12 protein-coding genes and 1 pseudogene are annotated in these 16,870 nt (G+C 50.8%); 5 read left to right on the top strand and 8 right to left on the bottom strand.

Annotation, left to right across the window (positions count from 1 at the left end):
• Positions 1 to 244 precede the first annotated feature (244 nt).
• On the top strand, positions 245 to 3,031 hold the full coding sequence (gene polA / locus NMD08_RS24980) for a DNA polymerase I (protein WP_370619254.1): 2,787 nt from the start codon (positions 245 to 247) through the stop codon (positions 3,029 to 3,031).
• Between the two features lie 332 nt (positions 3,032 to 3,363).
• Here the strand turns inward: polA and yihA are convergent, their stop codons facing one another.
• The gene (gene yihA, locus NMD08_RS24975; protein ID WP_210905518.1) at positions 3,364 to 3,996 is read right to left on the bottom strand and encodes a ribosome biogenesis GTP-binding protein YihA/YsxC; all 633 of its coding nucleotides are present in this window, start codon (positions 3,994 to 3,996) and stop codon (positions 3,364 to 3,366) included.
• 260 nt (positions 3,997 to 4,256) lie between these two features.
• Here yihA and NMD08_RS24970 point away from each other — a divergent pair.
• The 3 genes and pseudogenes from NMD08_RS24970 (at position 4,257) to hemN (ending at position 6,632) form a co-directional block, all read left to right on the top strand.
• Positions 4,257 to 4,454, top strand: a pseudogene (locus NMD08_RS24970) (hypothetical protein).
• 106 nt (positions 4,455 to 4,560) lie between these two features.
• Positions 4,561 to 5,070, top strand: a complete 510-nt coding sequence (gene yihI, locus NMD08_RS24965) for a Der GTPase-activating protein YihI (RefSeq protein WP_370620228.1) — start codon at positions 4,561 to 4,563, stop codon at positions 5,068 to 5,070.
• A gap of 188 nt (positions 5,071 to 5,258) precedes the next feature.
• The gene (hemN, locus tag NMD08_RS24960) at positions 5,259 to 6,632 is read left to right on the top strand and encodes an oxygen-independent coproporphyrinogen III oxidase (protein ID WP_151218405.1); all 1,374 of its coding nucleotides are present in this window, start codon (positions 5,259 to 5,261) and stop codon (positions 6,630 to 6,632) included.
• Positions 6,633 to 6,671: 39 nt separating this feature from the next.
• Here the strand turns inward: hemN and NMD08_RS24955 are convergent, their stop codons facing one another.
• From NMD08_RS24955 to glnA, 4 genes are all read right to left on the bottom strand, one after another.
• Positions 6,672 to 6,782 (bottom strand): YshB family small membrane protein, encoded by a 111-nt coding sequence (locus NMD08_RS24955; protein WP_003028631.1) that lies wholly within the window; start codon positions 6,780 to 6,782, stop codon positions 6,672 to 6,674.
• A gap of 111 nt (positions 6,783 to 6,893) precedes the next feature.
• A complete protein-coding gene (gene glnG, locus NMD08_RS24950; protein WP_151224146.1) occupies positions 6,894 to 8,303 on the bottom strand; it encodes a nitrogen regulation protein NR(I) in 1,410 nt (469 codons plus the stop codon).
• 11 nt (positions 8,304 to 8,314) lie between these two features.
• Positions 8,315 to 9,364: a nitrogen regulation protein NR(II) gene (gene glnL / locus NMD08_RS24945; RefSeq protein WP_005121842.1), complete on the bottom strand. Its 1,050-nt coding sequence runs from the start codon at positions 9,362 to 9,364 to the stop codon at positions 8,315 to 8,317.
• Between the two features lie 194 nt (positions 9,365 to 9,558).
• The gene (gene glnA, locus NMD08_RS24940) at positions 9,559 to 10,968 is read right to left on the bottom strand and encodes a glutamate--ammonia ligase (RefSeq protein WP_003028638.1); all 1,410 of its coding nucleotides are present in this window, start codon (positions 10,966 to 10,968) and stop codon (positions 9,559 to 9,561) included.
• Positions 10,969 to 11,348: 380 nt separating this feature from the next.
• Here glnA and typA point away from each other — a divergent pair, with 380 nt between their 5' ends.
• On the top strand, positions 11,349 to 13,172 hold the full coding sequence (gene typA, locus NMD08_RS24935; RefSeq protein ID WP_003028641.1) for a ribosome-dependent GTPase TypA: 1,824 nt from the start codon (positions 11,349 to 11,351) through the stop codon (positions 13,170 to 13,172).
• 70 nt (positions 13,173 to 13,242) lie between these two features.
• On the opposite strand, the gene ompL is transcribed toward typA, so the two are convergent.
• The 3 genes from ompL to NMD08_RS24920 form a co-directional block, all read right to left on the bottom strand.
• Positions 13,243 to 13,935, bottom strand: a complete 693-nt coding sequence (gene ompL, locus NMD08_RS24930; RefSeq protein WP_151224147.1) for a porin OmpL — start codon at positions 13,933 to 13,935, stop codon at positions 13,243 to 13,245.
• Between the two features lie 66 nt (positions 13,936 to 14,001).
• Positions 14,002 to 15,423 carry an MFS transporter gene (locus NMD08_RS24925; protein ID WP_151218408.1) on the bottom strand — a complete coding sequence of 474 codons (1,422 nt, stop codon included), beginning with the start codon at positions 15,421 to 15,423 and terminating at the stop codon, positions 14,002 to 14,004.
• A 46-nt stretch (positions 15,424 to 15,469) separates the two neighbouring features.
• Positions 15,470 to 16,852, bottom strand: a complete 1,383-nt coding sequence (locus NMD08_RS24920; protein ID WP_003028647.1) for an MFS transporter — start codon at positions 16,850 to 16,852, stop codon at positions 15,470 to 15,472.
• Between the last annotated feature and the right edge of the window lie 18 nt (positions 16,853 to 16,870).

Here is a 16,870-nt window from a genome sequence, read left to right as displayed (position 1 = left end):
ATGGAATAAAATGCTGTGAATTTATTTAATTCATTGAAATACATATAAAAATAATATGAGGCAATAATTGCCATGTTATATTTAAAGAGCTGAAAATTATTTATTCACAAAGTTATCCACAGTCGTGTTTGCGAGCAAAGCAGAAGATCTGCAAAAGATTTTCGACAAATGCGGCGAAAAACTCATGTTTTCATCCTGTCTGTGGCATCCTTTACCCATAATCTGATAAACAGGCACGGACATTATGGTTCAGATCCCAGAAAACCCACTTATCCTTGTAGATGGCTCATCTTACCTGTATCGCGCATACCACGCATTTCCGCCGCTGACTAACAGCGCAGGAGAACCTACTGGTGCGATGTACGGTGTCCTTAACATGCTGCGTAGCTTGATTTTGCAATATCAGCCAACTCACGCAGCGGTGGTATTCGACGCCAAGGGTAAAACCTTCCGTGATGAGTTATTCGAACACTACAAGTCGCACCGCCCACCCATGCCGGACGATCTGCGTGCGCAGATTGAACCTCTGCATGCGATGGTGAAAGCGATGGGGCTGCCACTGCTGGCCGTTTCTGGCGTGGAGGCGGACGATGTCATCGGTACGCTGGCGCGGGAAGCGGAGAAGCTGGGTCGTCCGGTGCTGATTAGCACTGGTGATAAAGATATGGCTCAACTGGTGACACCGAATATCACCCTGATCAACACCATGACCAATACGATCCTCGGTCCGGATGAAGTGGTGAATAAATACGGCGTCCCACCAGAACTGATCATCGATTTCCTGGCGCTGATGGGGGACTCCTCAGATAACATTCCGGGTGTTCCTGGCGTGGGTGAAAAAACTGCGCAGGCGCTACTGCAGGGGCTGGGTGGGCTGGATACTCTCTATGCTGAATCAGACAAAATTGCGGGGCTGACATTCCGTGGTGCAAAAACCATGGCGGGCAAGCTTGAGCAGAATAAAGAGGTGGCGTACCTCTCATATCAATTGGCTACCATTAAAACGGATGTTGAGCTTGAGTTGACCTGCGAGCAGTTGGAAGTCCGTCAGCCGGTAGCAGAAAAACTGCTTGGTCTGTTTAAACAGTATGAATTCAAACGTTGGGTTAGCGACGTTGAAGCGGGTAAATGGCTACAGGCGAAGGGAACAAAACCGGCGGCAAAATCACAGGAAACCATCGTTGTCGATGAAAAAACTGAGCAACCTGCCACGGTGCTTTCCTACGACAACTATGTGACAATTCTGGACGAAACAACGCTGGAAGCGTGGATTGCAAAGCTGAAGAAAGCGCCCGTCTTCGCCTTTGATACTGAAACTGACAGCCTGGACAACATCTCCGCTAATCTGGTTGGCTTGTCTTTTGCCATTGAACCGGGTGTGGCTGCATATGTTCCTGTTGCCCATGATTATCTGGATGCCCCCGATCAGATCTCTCGCGACCGCGCGCTGGCGCTCCTGAAGCCGCTGCTGGAAGATGAGAACGCGCATAAAGTTGGACAAAACCTGAAGTACGATCGTGGTATCCTGGCCAATTATGGCATCGAGCTTCGCGGCATCACCTTTGACACCATGCTCGAATCCTACATTCTTAACAGCGTCGCTGGCCGACACGATATGGACAGCCTGTCGGACCGTTGGCTGAAACATAAAACCATCACCTTTGAAGAGATCGCCGGAAAGGGCAAAAACCAGCTGACCTTTAACCAGATAGCGCTGGAAGAAGCCGGTCGTTATGCTGCGGAAGATGCCGACGTTACACTACAGTTGCATCTGAAGATGTGGCCAGAATTGCAGCAGCATAAAGGGCCGCTGAACGTCTTTGAAAATATCGATATGCCGCTGGTTCCGGTTTTGTCTCGCGTTGAGCGCAACGGTGTGAAAATCGATCCGGCTGTTCTGCACAAGCATTCAGAAGAGCTGACGCTGCGTTTGAATGAGCTGGAGCAAAAAGCACATGAGATCGCTGGAGAAGTCTTTAACCTTTCCTCCACCAAGCAACTGCAAACTATCTTGTTTGAAAAGCAAGGTATTAAGCCGCTGAAGAAAACGCCGGGCGGCGCGCCATCAACGTCGGAAGAAGTACTGGAAGAGCTCGCGCTGGATTACCCGTTGCCCAAAGTGATCCTGGAATATCGTGGTTTAGCAAAACTGAAGTCGACCTATACGGACAAGCTTCCGTTGATGATAAACAAGAAAACCGGGCGTGTGCACACTTCCTATCATCAGGCGGTTACCGCAACGGGTCGCCTGTCTTCAACGGATCCGAACCTGCAAAATATCCCGGTACGTAATGAGGAAGGTCGTCGTATTCGTCAGGCGTTCATTGCGCCAGAAGACTATGTGATTGTCTCTGCGGACTACTCACAGATTGAACTGCGCATCATGGCGCATCTCTCGCGTGATAAAGGTCTGCTTACCGCGTTTGCCGAAGGGAAAGATATTCACCGTGCAACGGCGGCGGAAGTCTTTGGCTTACCGCTGGATTCTGTGACCGGTGAACAACGCCGCAGCGCGAAAGCCATCAACTTCGGTCTGATCTACGGAATGAGCGCCTTTGGTCTGGCGCGCCAGTTGAATATTCCACGTAAAGAAGCGCAGAAGTATATGGACCTCTACTTCGAGCGCTACCCTGGTGTGCTGGAATATATGGAACGTACGCGGGCGCAGGCGAAAGAACAAGGTTATGTCGAAACCCTGGAAGGGCGTCGCCTCTATTTACCGGATATTAAATCCAGTAATGGTGCTCGTCGCGCGGGTGCAGAACGCGCGGCAATTAACGCCCCGATGCAGGGTACTGCCGCAGACATTATAAAACGAGCCATGATTGCGGTAGACGGATGGCTGCAAACCGAGCAACCGCGTGTGCGTATGATCATGCAGGTACACGATGAACTGGTGTTTGAGGTGCATAAAGATGACCTTGAAAGCGTCTCTAAAAAGATCCACCAACTGATGGAAAACGAGACCCAGATTGACGTGCCGTTGCTGGTGGAAGTCGGCAGTGGCGAAAACTGGGACCAGGCGCACTAAGGGTTTACTGAATAACGGCTCTTTTTCGTAACTAAGCAACATAAGATAGAACTTTTTGTGATGTCCATTAGAATTCCCTATGTAAGGAATGAAAAAAAATTACAAAAAGTGCTTTCTGCGCTGCTCAAAAAAGAGTAAAGTTATTCACGTAGGGTACAGAGGTAAGATGTTCTATCTTTCAGACCTTTTACTTCACGTAATCGGATTTGGCTGAATATTTTAGCCGCCCCAGTCAGTAATGACTGGGGCGTTTTTTATTGTGCGAAAGAAGGTTTCGTACATACTGTAGGCCGGATAAGACGCGTAGTGGCGCCATCCGGCAATACGGTGGGTTATTCCCCGTCCTGCATCTCTTCAATCGGTGCCAGTTCACTAAACCAGCTATCCAGCTTCTGCCGCAGTTTGTCCACCCCCAGCTTTTTCAGTGATGAAAATGCTTCTACCTGCACATCACCGTTAAATGCCAGTACGGCTTCACGTACCATATTCAACTGCGCTTTGCGTGCGCCGCTGGCCAGTTTGTCTGCTTTAGTCAGCAGCACCAAAACCTGAACGTTACTCTCAACCGCCCACAGGATCATCTGCTGATCGAGATCTTTTAGCGGGTGGCGAATATCCATCAGTACCACCAGACCTTGCAGGCTCTGACGTTTTTCCAGATATTCAGCCAGCGCGCGCTGCCATTTGCGTTTCATCTCTTCCGGCACTTCGGCATAGCCGTAACCTGGCAAATCGACCAGGCGTTTGCCGTCAACAACTTCAAACAGGTTGATAAGCTGGGTACGACCCGGCGTTTTAGATGTACGCGCCAGACCTTTTTGATTCGTCAGGGTATTTAGCGCACTGGATTTGCCTGCGTTGGAACGGCCAGCAAAAGCCACTTCTATTCCGGTGTCGGAAGGTAAGTGGCGAATATCAGGCGCACTCATCACAAAATGCGTCTGTTGATAATTCAAGTTATTCAAAGCAGTCCTCTCCATCAATCAGGGCTTTGCAGCGATTATACCTGAACCCCAGCAAAAGGCTGGTTTTTCGACGTGCGGGCTGTGTAAGTAAAAACCTCGCACTTTGTGAGACATTGCTGATAGTTTCTATACGAGATGGCACGTCATACATTGGACTCATTCAAATAAATCATGCAATTACGAACGGGTTAAATTCTGAAAAGTTGAAATTGTTACCCAGGTTACTTGTACGATTAAGCTAAAAAGGTAAAGTAGTATCCATAGCGAGGAAGCTGACAGGATAGACGACTCAGGATGAGGGTCAGGAGCGCCAGGAGGCGAAGACACAGGATTGTCAGGAAGACAAACGTCCGGAGACGTTGATAAAAGGAAATGGAAACAACACGGAATGTTTCAGGCTAAGGGAAAAACAGGGTGTGTTGATAGCCAACAGGGATAGTAGAGCCCGTAAGGGTTGAGAGTCAGGATAAAAGGCGACAGATTACTCTGTCGCCTTTTTTCTTTATTTCTGCTAGATTCCGGCGCAATTATATACTGAATAAAAACAGCCAAAGACGAATCATGATGAAACCAACTTCTACACCACGCGGTAAAGGTCCTGCAAAAGCGTGTCGTAAAACACGCGAAGAAATTAATCAGGAAGCTCGCGACCGTAAGCGTCAGAAAAAACACCGTGGTCATGCGGCAGGTAGCCGTGCGTCCGGTAGTGAAGGCGCATCTGGTGGCGGAAACCAAAATAAGCAAAAAGATCCTCGTACTGGCAGCAAAAAACCCATTCCATTGGGCGTGACCGAAAAAGTCACCAAACAGCACAAACCGAAGAGTGAGAAACCTATGCTTTCACCACAGGCTGAGTTGGATTTACTGGAAACGGATGAGCGCCTGGATGCGCTGCTGGAGCGTCTTGAAGCAGGAGAAACCCTGAGCGCGGAAGATCAAACCTGGGTTGATGCCAAGCTGGACCGCATCGATGAGCTGATGCAAAAGCTGGGGCTTTCTTACGATGACGAGGAAGAAGAGGAAGAGGAAGAAAAGCAGGAAGACATGATGCGCCTGTTGAAAGGCGGCAACTAACGGTTTTACACCGTGGGTCTTCCCGTCCTGCTTATAACCCTTCCGGTTATATGTTATCTGGTGTGGTTATTCGTTAAACTACAGCGGTTGTCGCGGCGACAGAAGTGGCTGCGCAACCGGCTCATCACCCGCACAGGGGTTAAGCCGGTACGCCGTACCCGCCAGAGACGCCATCGGAAGGAGTGAGCATGTCAGAGCAGCTAATAGACTGGGACCTGGCCCTGATCCAGAAATATAACTATTCCGGGCCACGATATACCTCGTACCCGACCGCGCTGGAGTTTTCTGAAGACTACGGCACAGAAGCATTTCTAAAGGCCGTGGCGCGTTATCCTGAGCGTCCGCTCTCGCTGTACGTTCACATCCCGTTCTGCCACAAACTGTGCTACTTCTGTGGCTGCAACAAGATTGTGACTCGCCAGCAGCATAAAGCCGATCAATACCTCGATGCCCTGGAACAAGAAATCATTCATCGCGCTCCGCTGTTCGCCGGACGCCATGTCAGCCAGTTGCATTGGGGCGGCGGTACGCCAACGTACCTGAACAAAGCACAAATCAGCCGTTTGATGTCGTTACTGCGTGGTAACTTCAACTTTAACAATGACGCTGAAATCTCGATCGAAGTTGATCCGCGCGAAATTGAGTTGGATGTCCTTGATCATTTACGTGCTGAAGGTTTTAACCGTCTGAGCATGGGGGTACAGGATTTCAACAAAGAAGTTCAGCGCCTGGTGAACCGTGAGCAGGATGAGGCGTTTATCTTTGCGCTGCTGAATCATGCGCGGGAGATTGGCTTTACCTCAACAAATATTGATCTGATTTATGGCCTGCCAAAACAGACGCCGGAAAGCTTTGCCTTCACCCTGAAACGCGTGTCTGAGCTGAATCCAGACCGTCTGAGCGTCTTTAACTACGCGCACCTGCCAACGCTGTTTGCTGCTCAACGCAAGATTAAAGATGCTGACCTGCCCAGCGCGCAGCAGAAGCTGGATATTCTGCAGGAGACCATCTCTTCACTGACCGAAGCCGGCTATCAGTTCATTGGCATGGATCACTTTGCCCGCCCGGACGATGAACTGGCCATTGCTCAACGCAAAGGCGTGTTGCATCGTAATTTCCAGGGGTATACCACCCAGGGCGATACTGATTTACTGGGGATGGGTGTATCGGCTATCAGCATGATTGGCGACAACTACGCGCAGAACCAGAAAGAGCTGAAGCACTATTACCAGCAGGTCGACGAGCAGGGGAACGCGCTGTGGCGTGGAATTACGCTGACCCGCGACGACTGCATTCGTCGGGATGTGATTAAGCTTTTGATCTGCAACTTCCGCCTCGACTATGCCGCTGTGGAACAGCAATGGGATCTGAACTTCGCTGACTATTTTGCCGAAGACCTGAAACTGCTGGCACCACTGGCGAAAGATGGGCTGGTGGATGTGGATGAGAAGGGGATTCAGGTTACGTCGAAGGGGCGCCTGTTGATCCGTAATATTTGCATGTGCTTTGATGCTTATCTGCGTCAGAAAGCGCGGATGCAGCAGTTCTCACGGGTGATTTAACGTTTTGCCCGGTAGCGCCAGCGCCACCGGGCAAACTGCTTAGCTGAACAGCCCTACCAGCGCCGCACACAGCACTGCGGCAACCGCAGTTTGTGGCGTATGGCTTTCGACCGCACCGCTCGACAGCAGATTAATCATTGATTCCAGCATGATGACTTCCCCCGTTTGCCGGGCACGATCATACTTAACTCATCGGAACAGTAAAGCGCAAAATAGCAGCAATTTGCGCTCAATTATCAATCTTTACACAGTGACAAATCGTCACTCCATTCCGAGTTCTTTTAACTTACGTGTCAAGGTATTGCGGCCCCAGCCAAGCAGGCGTGCGGCTTCCTGTTTGTGCCCTTGGGTATGACGTAGCGCGGTGGTCAACAGCGTGCGCTCCATTTCCGGTTGAGCCTCAGAAAGCAGGTTTTGATGACCGGAACGCAAGGCCCGGTCTGCCCACTGTGCCAACAGGGTTGCCCAGCTGTCTGGCTGCATATGGGACGGTGCGTCAGGCACGGTGGTTTCAAACAGCTCGGCCGGTAAGTCCTGAATCAGCACCTCCTGTCCGGCGGCCATGACGGTTAACCAGCGGCAGGTGTTCTCAAGCTGACGCACGTTACCCGGCCAGGCCAGACGGGTCAGCGCCGCCTCGGTCTCCGGGTGTAATTGTTTGGCTTCAACGCCCAGTTCGCGCGCGGCCTCCTGCAGGAAATGACGCGCCAGACGTGGGATATCTTCCCGACGTTCACGCAGCGGCGGCAAATGTACGCGGATGACGTTCAGACGATGGAATAAGTCTTCGCGAAATTTGCCTTCCTGTACGCGCAGTTCCAGATTCTGGTGTGTGGCGGCGATAATACGTACGTCCACCTTCACGGGCGCATAGCCGCCAACGCGATAAAATTGGCCGTCGGCTAATACGCGCAGTAAACGCGTTTGCACGTCCAGCGGCATATCACCTATTTCATCGAGAAATAGCGTACCGCCGTCAGCCTGTTCAAAGCGTCCCTGGCGAATCGTATTCGCCCCGGTAAACGCCCCTTTTTCATGGCCAAACAGCTCAGACTCGATCAAGTCTTTCGGAATAGCCGCCATGTTCAGCGCGATAAATGGCGCTTTGACGCGCGGGCTATGACGATGCAACGCATGGGCGACCAGCTCTTTACCGGTCCCGGACTCTCCGTTAATCAATACGCTGATTGACGACCGGGACAGTCGGCCAATTATGCGAAAGACATCCTGCATTGCCGGCGCTTCGCCGATGATGTCAGTTGTTGGGCCGTTGATCTGAACATTGCGCGGCTGCTGCTGTTCCTGATAATGGCTGATGGCACGTTCGACAAGCGCTACGGCTTCATCGATATCAAAAGGTTTGGGCAGATAATCAAACGCCCCTTGCTGGTAGGCGCTGACTGCAGCATCCAGATCGGAGTGTGCGGTCATTATGATGACCGGAAGCATCGGATGCCGCGCTTTGATCTGTTTTAACAGCGTCAGACCGTCCATGCCCGGCATGCGAATATCCGACAACAGTACGTCAGGCGTTTTGCTGGCCAGCGCGTCCAGCACCTCTTTACCGCTTTCAAATGTTGTGCAGCTTAGTCCTGCCCCTGCGAGCGCACGTTCAAGCACCCAACGGATGGAACTATCGTCATCAACTACCCAGACTATTCCTCGTTGCATAAACGTCACCTTTATTTCCTGATAGGCAGGTAAACCGAGAATTCGGTATGACCCGGCCAGCTGGTAAATTCAATTTTGCCGGAATGTTGATCAATCAAATTACGGGCAATGGATAATCCAAGGCCGGTACCGCCTTCGCGACCGCTGACCATTGGGTAGAACAGCGTGTCCTGCAAATGCGAGGGAATACCCGGACCGTTATCCTCAACATCAATCCGTGCTGCCAGGCGATAACGTACGCCGTGCAGCGTGAGCTGAAACGCGGTGCGGGTACGCAGAATGATCTCACCGCCTTCCGGTCCCAGCGCCTGCAAAGCATTGCGCACGATGTTTAACAGAACCTGCTCGATCTGATCCGGGTCGTGCAGTAATTCGGGCAGACTCGGGTCGTAATCACGAATCAGCGTGACGTTTTCCGGGAGCTCCATTGAGACCAGCGCCACTACGCGCTCCGCCACCTTGTGAATACTTTCCGTGACGTGCATACCCGGCTGTTGTGGTCCCAGCAGACGGTCGACCAGATTACGCAGGCGGTCGGCCTGCTCAATAATGACTTTGGTATATTCGGTCAGCGCCGGGTCCGGAAGCGCTTTGCTGAGCAGCTGCGCCGCACCGCGTAATCCACCCAACGGGTTCTTGATTTCGTGCGCCAAACCGCGCACCAGATCGCGGGCGGCAATCTGCTGGGCGTGCTGGAGCTGCTCCTGGCTCAGACGACGCTGGTTATCCATTGGCGCCATCTCCAGCAGGATAAGGCCATCAGGCAGCCTCTGAGCAGTCACTGAGAGGATATGGGAGTGGCTGTCTATCACCAGCGTCACTTCGTTATCCGTAAAGCCCTGGCCCGCTTCCAGGCTCTCTCGCATCAGTCCGATGTTTAAGGAGAAATAACTCAACAGATCGGGAAGCGGGGTACCAAACAGTTTGCGGGAGCTTTGGGCGAGCAGCTGTTGTGCCGCAGGGTTGGCGTAATGTACCGCCAGCTCATCGTCGACGAGTAAAATGCTGTTGATTAAAGAATTGAGGATCTGCCCAGCATCGGGCAGCGTGCCGGTTGCCATTCAGCAGTCTCCTGAAAAGTGTTGCACCAATTTAGTGCATTATAGCTTTTTACGCATAAAAAGCGCGAGAAAGCAGGTTGTTAGTGGAGAAAAAAGCCCATCGTGTGATGGGCTAAAAGTTCCACGGCAACTCAATTCCAGGTTATCGCGCCAGCGCGTGACGCGACCTTATCTGGAAAGTACAACTCAAACGATTAAACGCTGTAGTACAGCTCAAACTCTACCGGGTGCGGAGTCATACGCACACGGTCATCTTCTTCGCGACGCAGCGTAATGTATGCATCGATCGCTTCATTGGTGAACACGCCGCCTGCAGTCAGGAACTCACGGTCCAGATCCAGTTCTTTCAGTGCTTCTTCCAGAGAACCAGCAACCTGTGGGATCTCTTTCGCTTCTTCCGGCGGCAGGTCATACAGGTTTTTGTCCATGGCTTCGCCCGGGTGGATCTTGTTCTTGATACCGTCAAGACCGGCCATCAGCAGTGCTGCGAAGCACAGGTACGGGTTAGCAGCCGGGTCCGGGAAACGCACTTCAATACGACGCGCTTTCGGAGAAGCAACAACCGGAATACGGATAGAAGCAGAACGGTTACGGGCAGAGTAAGCCAGCATTACCGGCGCTTCGTAGCCAGGGACCAGACGCTTATAGGAGTTCGTGGTCGGGTTAGCCAGGGCGTTGATCGCTTTAGCGTGTTTGATTACGCCGCCGATGTAGAACAGCGCCTGCTCAGACAGACCCGCATATTTGTCGCCAGAGAACAGGTTTACGCCGTTCTTTGACAGGGACATGTGGCAGTGCATACCGGAACCGTTATCACCGAACATCGGTTTTGGCATAAAGGTCGCGGTTTTACCGAAACGGTGCGCAACGTTGTGCACAACGTATTTGTAGATCTGAATTTCGTCCGCTTTTTTGGTCATGGTGTTAAAGCGGGTCGCGATTTCGTTCTGGCCAGCAGTCGCCACTTCGTGGTGATGTGCTTCAACAACCAGGCCCATCTCTTCCATGATCAGACACATGGTAGAACGGATGTCCTGAGAAGAATCTACCGGAGGAACCGGGAAGTAACCGCCTTTCACGCCAGGGCGGTGACCTTTGTTACCACCTTCGTATTTGGTGGAAGAGTTCCATGCGCCTTCGATGTCATCGATAGCCACGTGAGAACCGGAGATAGATGCGCCGAAGCGGATGTCGTCAAACAGGAAGAACTCTGGCTCTGGCCCGAACAGAACGGTGTCTGCGATGCCGGTAGAACGCAGATACTCTTCAGCGCGTTTTGCGATGGAGCGCGGGTCGCGGTCATAGCCCTGCAGCGTACCGGGTTCCAGGATATCGCAACGGATGATCAGAGTAGACTCTTCATAGAACGGGTCGATGAGTGCAGTAGATGCATCTGGCATCAGAACCATGTCTGATTCGTTAATGCCTTTCCAGCCACCGATTGAGGAGCCGTCAAACATTTTGCCTTCTTCAAAGAATTCGGCATTTACCTGATGAGCAGGAATAGTGACGTGCTGTTCTTTACCTTTAGTATCAGTGAAGCGCAAATCAACAAACTTCACTTCGTGTTCGTTCAGCATCGTCAAAACGTGTTCAGCGGACATACTTACTCTCCCGGATTGGTCATGGTCGTCGTGGTAACGAAGTCTTCAATTCTGCAAAAAATTGGCCGTGTCGCCGTAAAAAATATAAAGCGAAATCTGTGCCAACTTTTAAATTGCCCCTAAAAGGCGTTATCATGCGCACTATCGTGCAAAGGGGCTGCACCATGAAGGTTGTATTGCACCATTATAGTGCTTTAATGTGAACATTAAGCACCATATTGGTGCAAAGCATGTCAGATTACCCCTTTTAACGCTCCGTGAATGTGATCACAAAGAAACTCTGCAATACTTGTTTGCGGAGGATGTTTGTGATCCTGTTTTGTACTGCGATTAATCCGTGTACAATAACGCGCTATTTCTAAAATGCCTGAGGCAAAGTTGTGATCGAAAATTTGCGTAACATCGCCATCATCGCGCACGTAGACCATGGTAAAACGACCCTGGTAGACAAGCTGCTCCAACAATCCGGTACGTTCGATGCACGTGCTGAAACCCAAGAGCGCGTGATGGACTCCAACGATTTGGAGAAAGAGCGTGGGATTACCATCCTCGCTAAAAACACCGCTATCAAATGGAATGACTACCGTATCAACATCGTTGATACCCCGGGGCACGCCGACTTCGGTGGTGAAGTTGAACGTGTAATGTCCATGGTCGACTCCGTGCTGCTGGTGGTGGATGCAATGGATGGTCCGATGCCGCAGACGCGCTTCGTGACCAAAAAAGCCTTTGCCCATGGCCTGAAGCCAATTGTTGTTATCAACAAAGTTGACCGTCCTGGCGCGCGTCCTGACTGGGTTGTTGACCAGGTATTCGACCTGTTCGTTAACCTCGACGCTACCGACGAGCAGCTGGACTTCCCGATCGTTTACGCTTCCGCGCTGAACGGTATCGCAGGTCTGGATCACGAAGATATGGCTGAAGACATGACTCCGCTGTATCAGACCATCGTTGATCGTGTACCGGCTCCGAACGTAGATCTTGATGGCCCGCTGCAGATGCAAATCTCTCAGCTGGACTACAACAACTACGTTGGCGTAATCGGCATCGGCCGCATTAAACGCGGTAAAGTTAAACCGAACCAGCAGATCACTATCATTGATAGCGAAGGCAAAACCCGTAACGGTAAAGTCGGTAAAGTTCTGACTCATCTGGGTCTGGAACGTATCGAGAGCGATATTGCCGAAGCCGGCGATATCATCGCGATCACCGGTCTGGGCGAACTGAACATCTCCGACACCATCTGCGATCCGCAGAACGTCGAAGCGCTGCCGGCTCTGTCCGTTGATGAACCGACCGTAACCATGTTCTTCTGCGTAAACACCTCTCCGTTCTGTGGTAAAGAAGGTAAATATGTTACCTCTCGTCAGATCCTTGACCGCCTGAACAAAGAGCTGGTGCACAACGTTGCGCTGCGCGTTGAAGAAACCGAAGATGCGGATGCGTTCCGTGTATCCGGTCGTGGTGAGCTGCACCTGTCTGTTCTGATTGAAAACATGCGTCGTGAAGGTTTCGAAATGGCGGTTTCCCGTCCGAAAGTTATCTTCCGCGAAATCGATGGCCGTAAACAAGAGCCGTTCGAAAACGTAACGCTGGACGTCGAAGAGCAGCATCAGGGTTCTGTGATGCAGGCTCTGGGTGAGCGTAAAGGCGACCTGAAAAACATGAATCCAGATGGCAAAGGCCGCGTACGTCTTGACTACGTGATCCCAAGCCGTGGTCTGATCGGTTTCCGTTCAGAATTCATGACCATGACTTCCGGTACCGGTCTGCTGTACTCCACCTTCAGCCACTACGACGATGTTCGTGCGGGTGATGTGGGTCAGCGTCAGAACGGCGTACTGATCTCCAATGGCCAGGGTAAAGCAGTTGCGTTCGCACTGTTCAGCCTGCAGGACCGCGGTAAGCTGTTCCTGGGTCACGGTGCTGAAGTTTACGAAGGCCAGATCATCGGTATTCACAGCCGCTCTAACGACCTGACTGTAAACTGCCTGACCGGTAAGAAACTGACCAACATGCGCGCGTCCGGTACTGACGAAGCAACGGTTCTGGTTCCGCCGGTTAAGATGACTCTGGAGCAGGCTCTGGAATTCATCGATGACGACGAACTGGTAGAAGTTACCCCAACCTCTATCCGTATCCGTAAGCGTCACCTGACTGAAAACGATCGTCGCCGTGCAATGCGTGGCGCGAAAGAAGAGTAATTAACGCTCTTTCTCAGGTAAGCACAAAAAAGCCGCTGATTATCAGCGGCTTTTTTTATCATCAGCAGTATCAGAAGAAATACTTTGCCCCAACACGAATCTGGTTTTGTTCGCGATGATAGGGTTCAACATTGCGATCTAACCAGCGTAATTCCAGGTAGGGCAACCAGTGTTCATTGATCCGATACTTAAAGGTATTGGTAATTTCCCAATGATGATCTTTTCCGTTGCTGCTATTGAAGTCATTGACTCGCATAAAGTAGTGAGGTTCAAAGGTATAGGAGAATTTATCGGTAATGGTAAAGTTCCAGTAGTTACCTATTTCATAGGTATCATTATTATCCAGGTCACCGTTCAGGTCGGTTGAACTGTAGTTATTATGGTTATATCGATTACGCACGGTAAGATTAAACCATGGTGTAAATTTATAGTTAACATCCAGATAAACAGCACCGCCAGAACCAATACTCTTATCGTTTATTAATCCGCCAGGTTGGATTGTCAATTTATCTGTCGGTTTAAATAATGGATACCAGCCCTCTATTTCGTTATAGCCGTGTTTTAACTCATCCTTGCGTTGCATGGTGTAGGTGTTGGTGAGCATGATACCCGCGCCCATATCGGAGTTATAGCCGACGCGCATCATGATCTCTATTTGATCGGACGCCAGGTTATATGCTTCGCGGTTTTCTACATAGGCGCCAGCAAAAGCAGAGGTTGATACCACAGAGGATAAGAGAATTATTGTCGTTAATTTTTTCATGATAAATCCATTTTTTAAGCGTAGGAAGGCCGCCATCCCTTGAGATGGAATAAGCGGCTGTTATTTTTATACGTTTACAGCAGAGGTATTTTTCTTATTGGTAACAGAGTCTGGTTGGGTATTATTTTTCTTCCGTTGGCTGATTTCCTCAATAATAAAAGCAAAACGTGTTTCATTGAGCTTATAAAAGAAGCCCATTGTAAGTGCTGCAATAATCGCAAGTCCGCAGGGCCAGAGAAAAATAAGTTGACGCAAACCGAGCAGGGTAGCATCGCTCTGGGTTATGTTGGGGATATAACCGATTTGTGTCAGCATAATCCCAGGCAGGAAGCCTGCGAGCGCCGCGGAAATCTTGCGAGAAAAGGTATAACCCGTATATACCGAGCCTTCCGCACGGATCCCCGTCTTCCATTCACCATAATCGACCGTATCCGGAACCAGCGCCCAGTTCAGGCTGTTAACAAAAGCGGTTCCGAAGAAGGCCATGCAAGAAAACATCACAAATAAAAATGACGTGCTACCCCAGAAAAAGTTCAGCACATCGCCGATTGCCCATAGCGCCAGACCGCCGAGGTAAACCTGTTTTTTACCGAAGCGTTTTACAGCAGTGGGAACCAGCAGTACCCCAACCAGAATGCATCCCATGCTGAAGAAACCCATCCACGACAGCAGATGTATATCGTTGAGCACGTACTGGGTGTAATACACCTGAATCGCCAGCTTAATATTGAATGCCGCCAGCGTGCACAAGTTGGCAACACATAGCACCAGTAGTGGAGGGTTACGGAAAATGGCGCAGAACGATTTGAGAATACTGGGTTTATGGTGATCCGGCACGATTTCGATATAACGTTCCTTCACACCGCTAAAGCACCACCACATGCTGAACAACCCGCAGACGGAGAAGATCAATGCGGCAATCAGATAACCCAGCGAAGGCGAACTGATAAATAGCGCCTGAATCGGCATAAAGCCAACGGTACACAGTAACAGGCCTACGGTAGCGCCGCCCTGACGCCAGGCGGCGAGCTGAGCGCGTTCATGTGGATTTTTAGTAATTGCAGGCACCATCGCGCCGTAGGAACAGTTCATCAGGCTATAGAACAGGCCGAACAGCATGAACAACACCGTTGCCAGCCCTGTTTTCACCGTTAGCGTAAAGCCTGTCGCTAAAAATTGCGCGCTGGCGACGACGGCGACAGGAAATGACGCATATAAAATAAAGGGTCTGAATTTCCCTTTTGCGCCAATATTACGCCTTGAGTCCAGCAACACGCCGGTCAGAATATCGGTGAAGGCGGTGAAGAACTTCGCCACCAAAAAGATAATCCCACCGTACCAGGCCGGCATCCCTAGTTCATCGGTATAAAATTTAAGCAGATACAGCGTGCCGATACACAGCATCAAATTTGAGCCGAAGTCACCCACACCGTAGGCGAATTTTTCACGCAGGCTCAGTTTTAGCGTTAGCGGATCATGAAAAGACATAATCGCTCCTCAATAGCGCTCCGTAGAGCGCTATTCATTATTATTATCAAACGGTTTGTTTACGCGCTTCTATCTCTTCAACGATGCGGACATACATCTTCTCGTTAAGGTTGTAGAAACAGCCCATAGCTACAATGGTGATCACCGCCAACGCACAGGGATAAATAAAGATCAGCTGACGCAACCCTTCGACCGTACTGGCAGATTGCACCACGTTGGGGACGTAGCCGATTTGCGTCAGCATCCAGCCGGGGAAGAATCCTGCCAGCGCTTGTGACACTTTACGAAAGAAGGTGAAGCCGGTGTATACCGTACCTTCCGAACGTACGCCGGTACGCCATTCGCCATATTCCACCGTGTCGGAGACCAGCGCCCAGTTCAGGCTGTTGACGAATGCTGAGCCGAAGAATGCCAGACAGGAGAAGGCGACAAAGCTGACTGAGCCGCCGCCAAAGAAGTAGTTAAGCAGATCGCCCGCAACCCAGATCAGCAAACCGCCGATGTAGACCTTTTTCTTGCCGAAACGTCTGACCATTCCCGGCATCAAGAAGACACCGATGAAGATACAGCCCATGCTGAAAAAGCCCATCCACGAAAGGAGGATCGGGTCGTTCAGTACGTACTGGGTGTAATAGACCTGAATCGCCAGCTTGACGTTAAACGCGCCAAGTGTGCAAAGGTTGGCAACGCACAGAATAAACAGCGGGCGGTTACCTGCGATGGCGCGGAAGGATTGCAGCAATCCCGGTTTTTGCGCGGCATCAACGGGTTTCACTTCCACATAGCGTTCTTTTACCCCGGCATAGCACAACCACATAAACAGCAAGCCGAACAGAGAGAACAAGGTGGCGGCGAAGATATAGCCCAACTGTGAGTTGCCTTCGATCAGGTTCATTACTGGCACAAAACCGACGGTGCACAGCAGCAGGCCAAGAGTAGCTCCGCCCTGTCGCCAGGCTGCCAGCGAGGCGCGTTCGTCAGGGTTTTTGGTAATCGCGGGGACCATCGCACCGTAAGAGCAGTTCATCATACTGAAGAACAGTCCGTACAGCATAAACAGTACCGTTGCCATCACCGTTTTACCGGTGACTTCAAATGGTGTACCGACAAAGTTCGCAATCGCCAGCAGCGTCACTGGAAATGCGGCATACAGAACGAACGGGCGGAATTTGCCTTTCGGGCCGATTTTGCGGCGCGAGTCGAGCATAATCCCAGTCCCCATATCGGTAAACGCGGTAAAAAACTTGGCGATAAGGAAAATGATACCGCCATAAGTTCCAGGTAAACCAAGAACATCGGTATAAAACTTGAGTAAATAGAGCGTACCTATGTCCAGCAGGATATTGGAACCTAAATCACCCATCCCATAGGCGAGTTTTTCTTTGAACGGCAAGCGTAGGGTTGCCGGATTAGAAGAAGTCTGACTCATTATTATTCTCCATGTGCC

The sequence above is a fragment of the Citrobacter meridianamericanus genome, assembly GCF_041320245.1.
GTDB classification, from domain to species: domain Bacteria; phylum Pseudomonadota; class Gammaproteobacteria; order Enterobacterales; family Enterobacteriaceae; genus Citrobacter; species Citrobacter meridianamericanus.
This window is presented reverse-complemented; position numbering and strand designations above follow the sequence as displayed.

Excerpts from the sequence above, each read along its gene's own strand:
- polA (WP_370619254.1), top strand. The coding sequence starts at position 245 with ATGGTTCAGATCCCAGAAAACCCACTTATCCTTGTAGATGGCTCATCT.
- yihI (WP_370620228.1), top strand. The coding sequence starts at position 4,561 with ATGAAACCAACTTCTACACCACGCGGTAAAGGTCCTGCAAAAGCGTGT.
- hemN (WP_151218405.1), top strand. The coding sequence starts at position 5,259 with ATGTCAGAGCAGCTAATAGACTGGGACCTGGCCCTGATCCAGAAATAT.
- NMD08_RS24955 (WP_003028631.1), bottom strand. The coding sequence starts at position 6,782 with ATGCTGGAATCAATGATTAATCTGCTGTCGAGCGGTGCGGTCGAAAGC.
- glnG (WP_151224146.1), bottom strand. The coding sequence starts at position 8,303 with ATGCAACGAGGAATAGTCTGGGTAGTTGATGACGATAGTTCCATCCGT.
- glnL (WP_005121842.1), bottom strand. The coding sequence starts at position 9,364 with ATGGCAACCGGCACGCTGCCCGATGCTGGGCAGATCCTCAATTCTTTA.
- glnA (WP_003028638.1), bottom strand. The coding sequence starts at position 10,968 with ATGTCCGCTGAACACGTTTTGACGATGCTGAACGAACACGAAGTGAAG.
- ompL (WP_151224147.1), bottom strand. The coding sequence starts at position 13,935 with ATGAAAAAATTAACGACAATAATTCTCTTATCCTCTGTGGTATCAACC.
- NMD08_RS24925 (WP_151218408.1), bottom strand. The coding sequence starts at position 15,423 with ATGTCTTTTCATGATCCGCTAACGCTAAAACTGAGCCTGCGTGAAAAA.
- NMD08_RS24920 (WP_003028647.1), bottom strand. The coding sequence starts at position 16,852 with ATGAGTCAGACTTCTTCTAATCCGGCAACCCTACGCTTGCCGTTCAAA.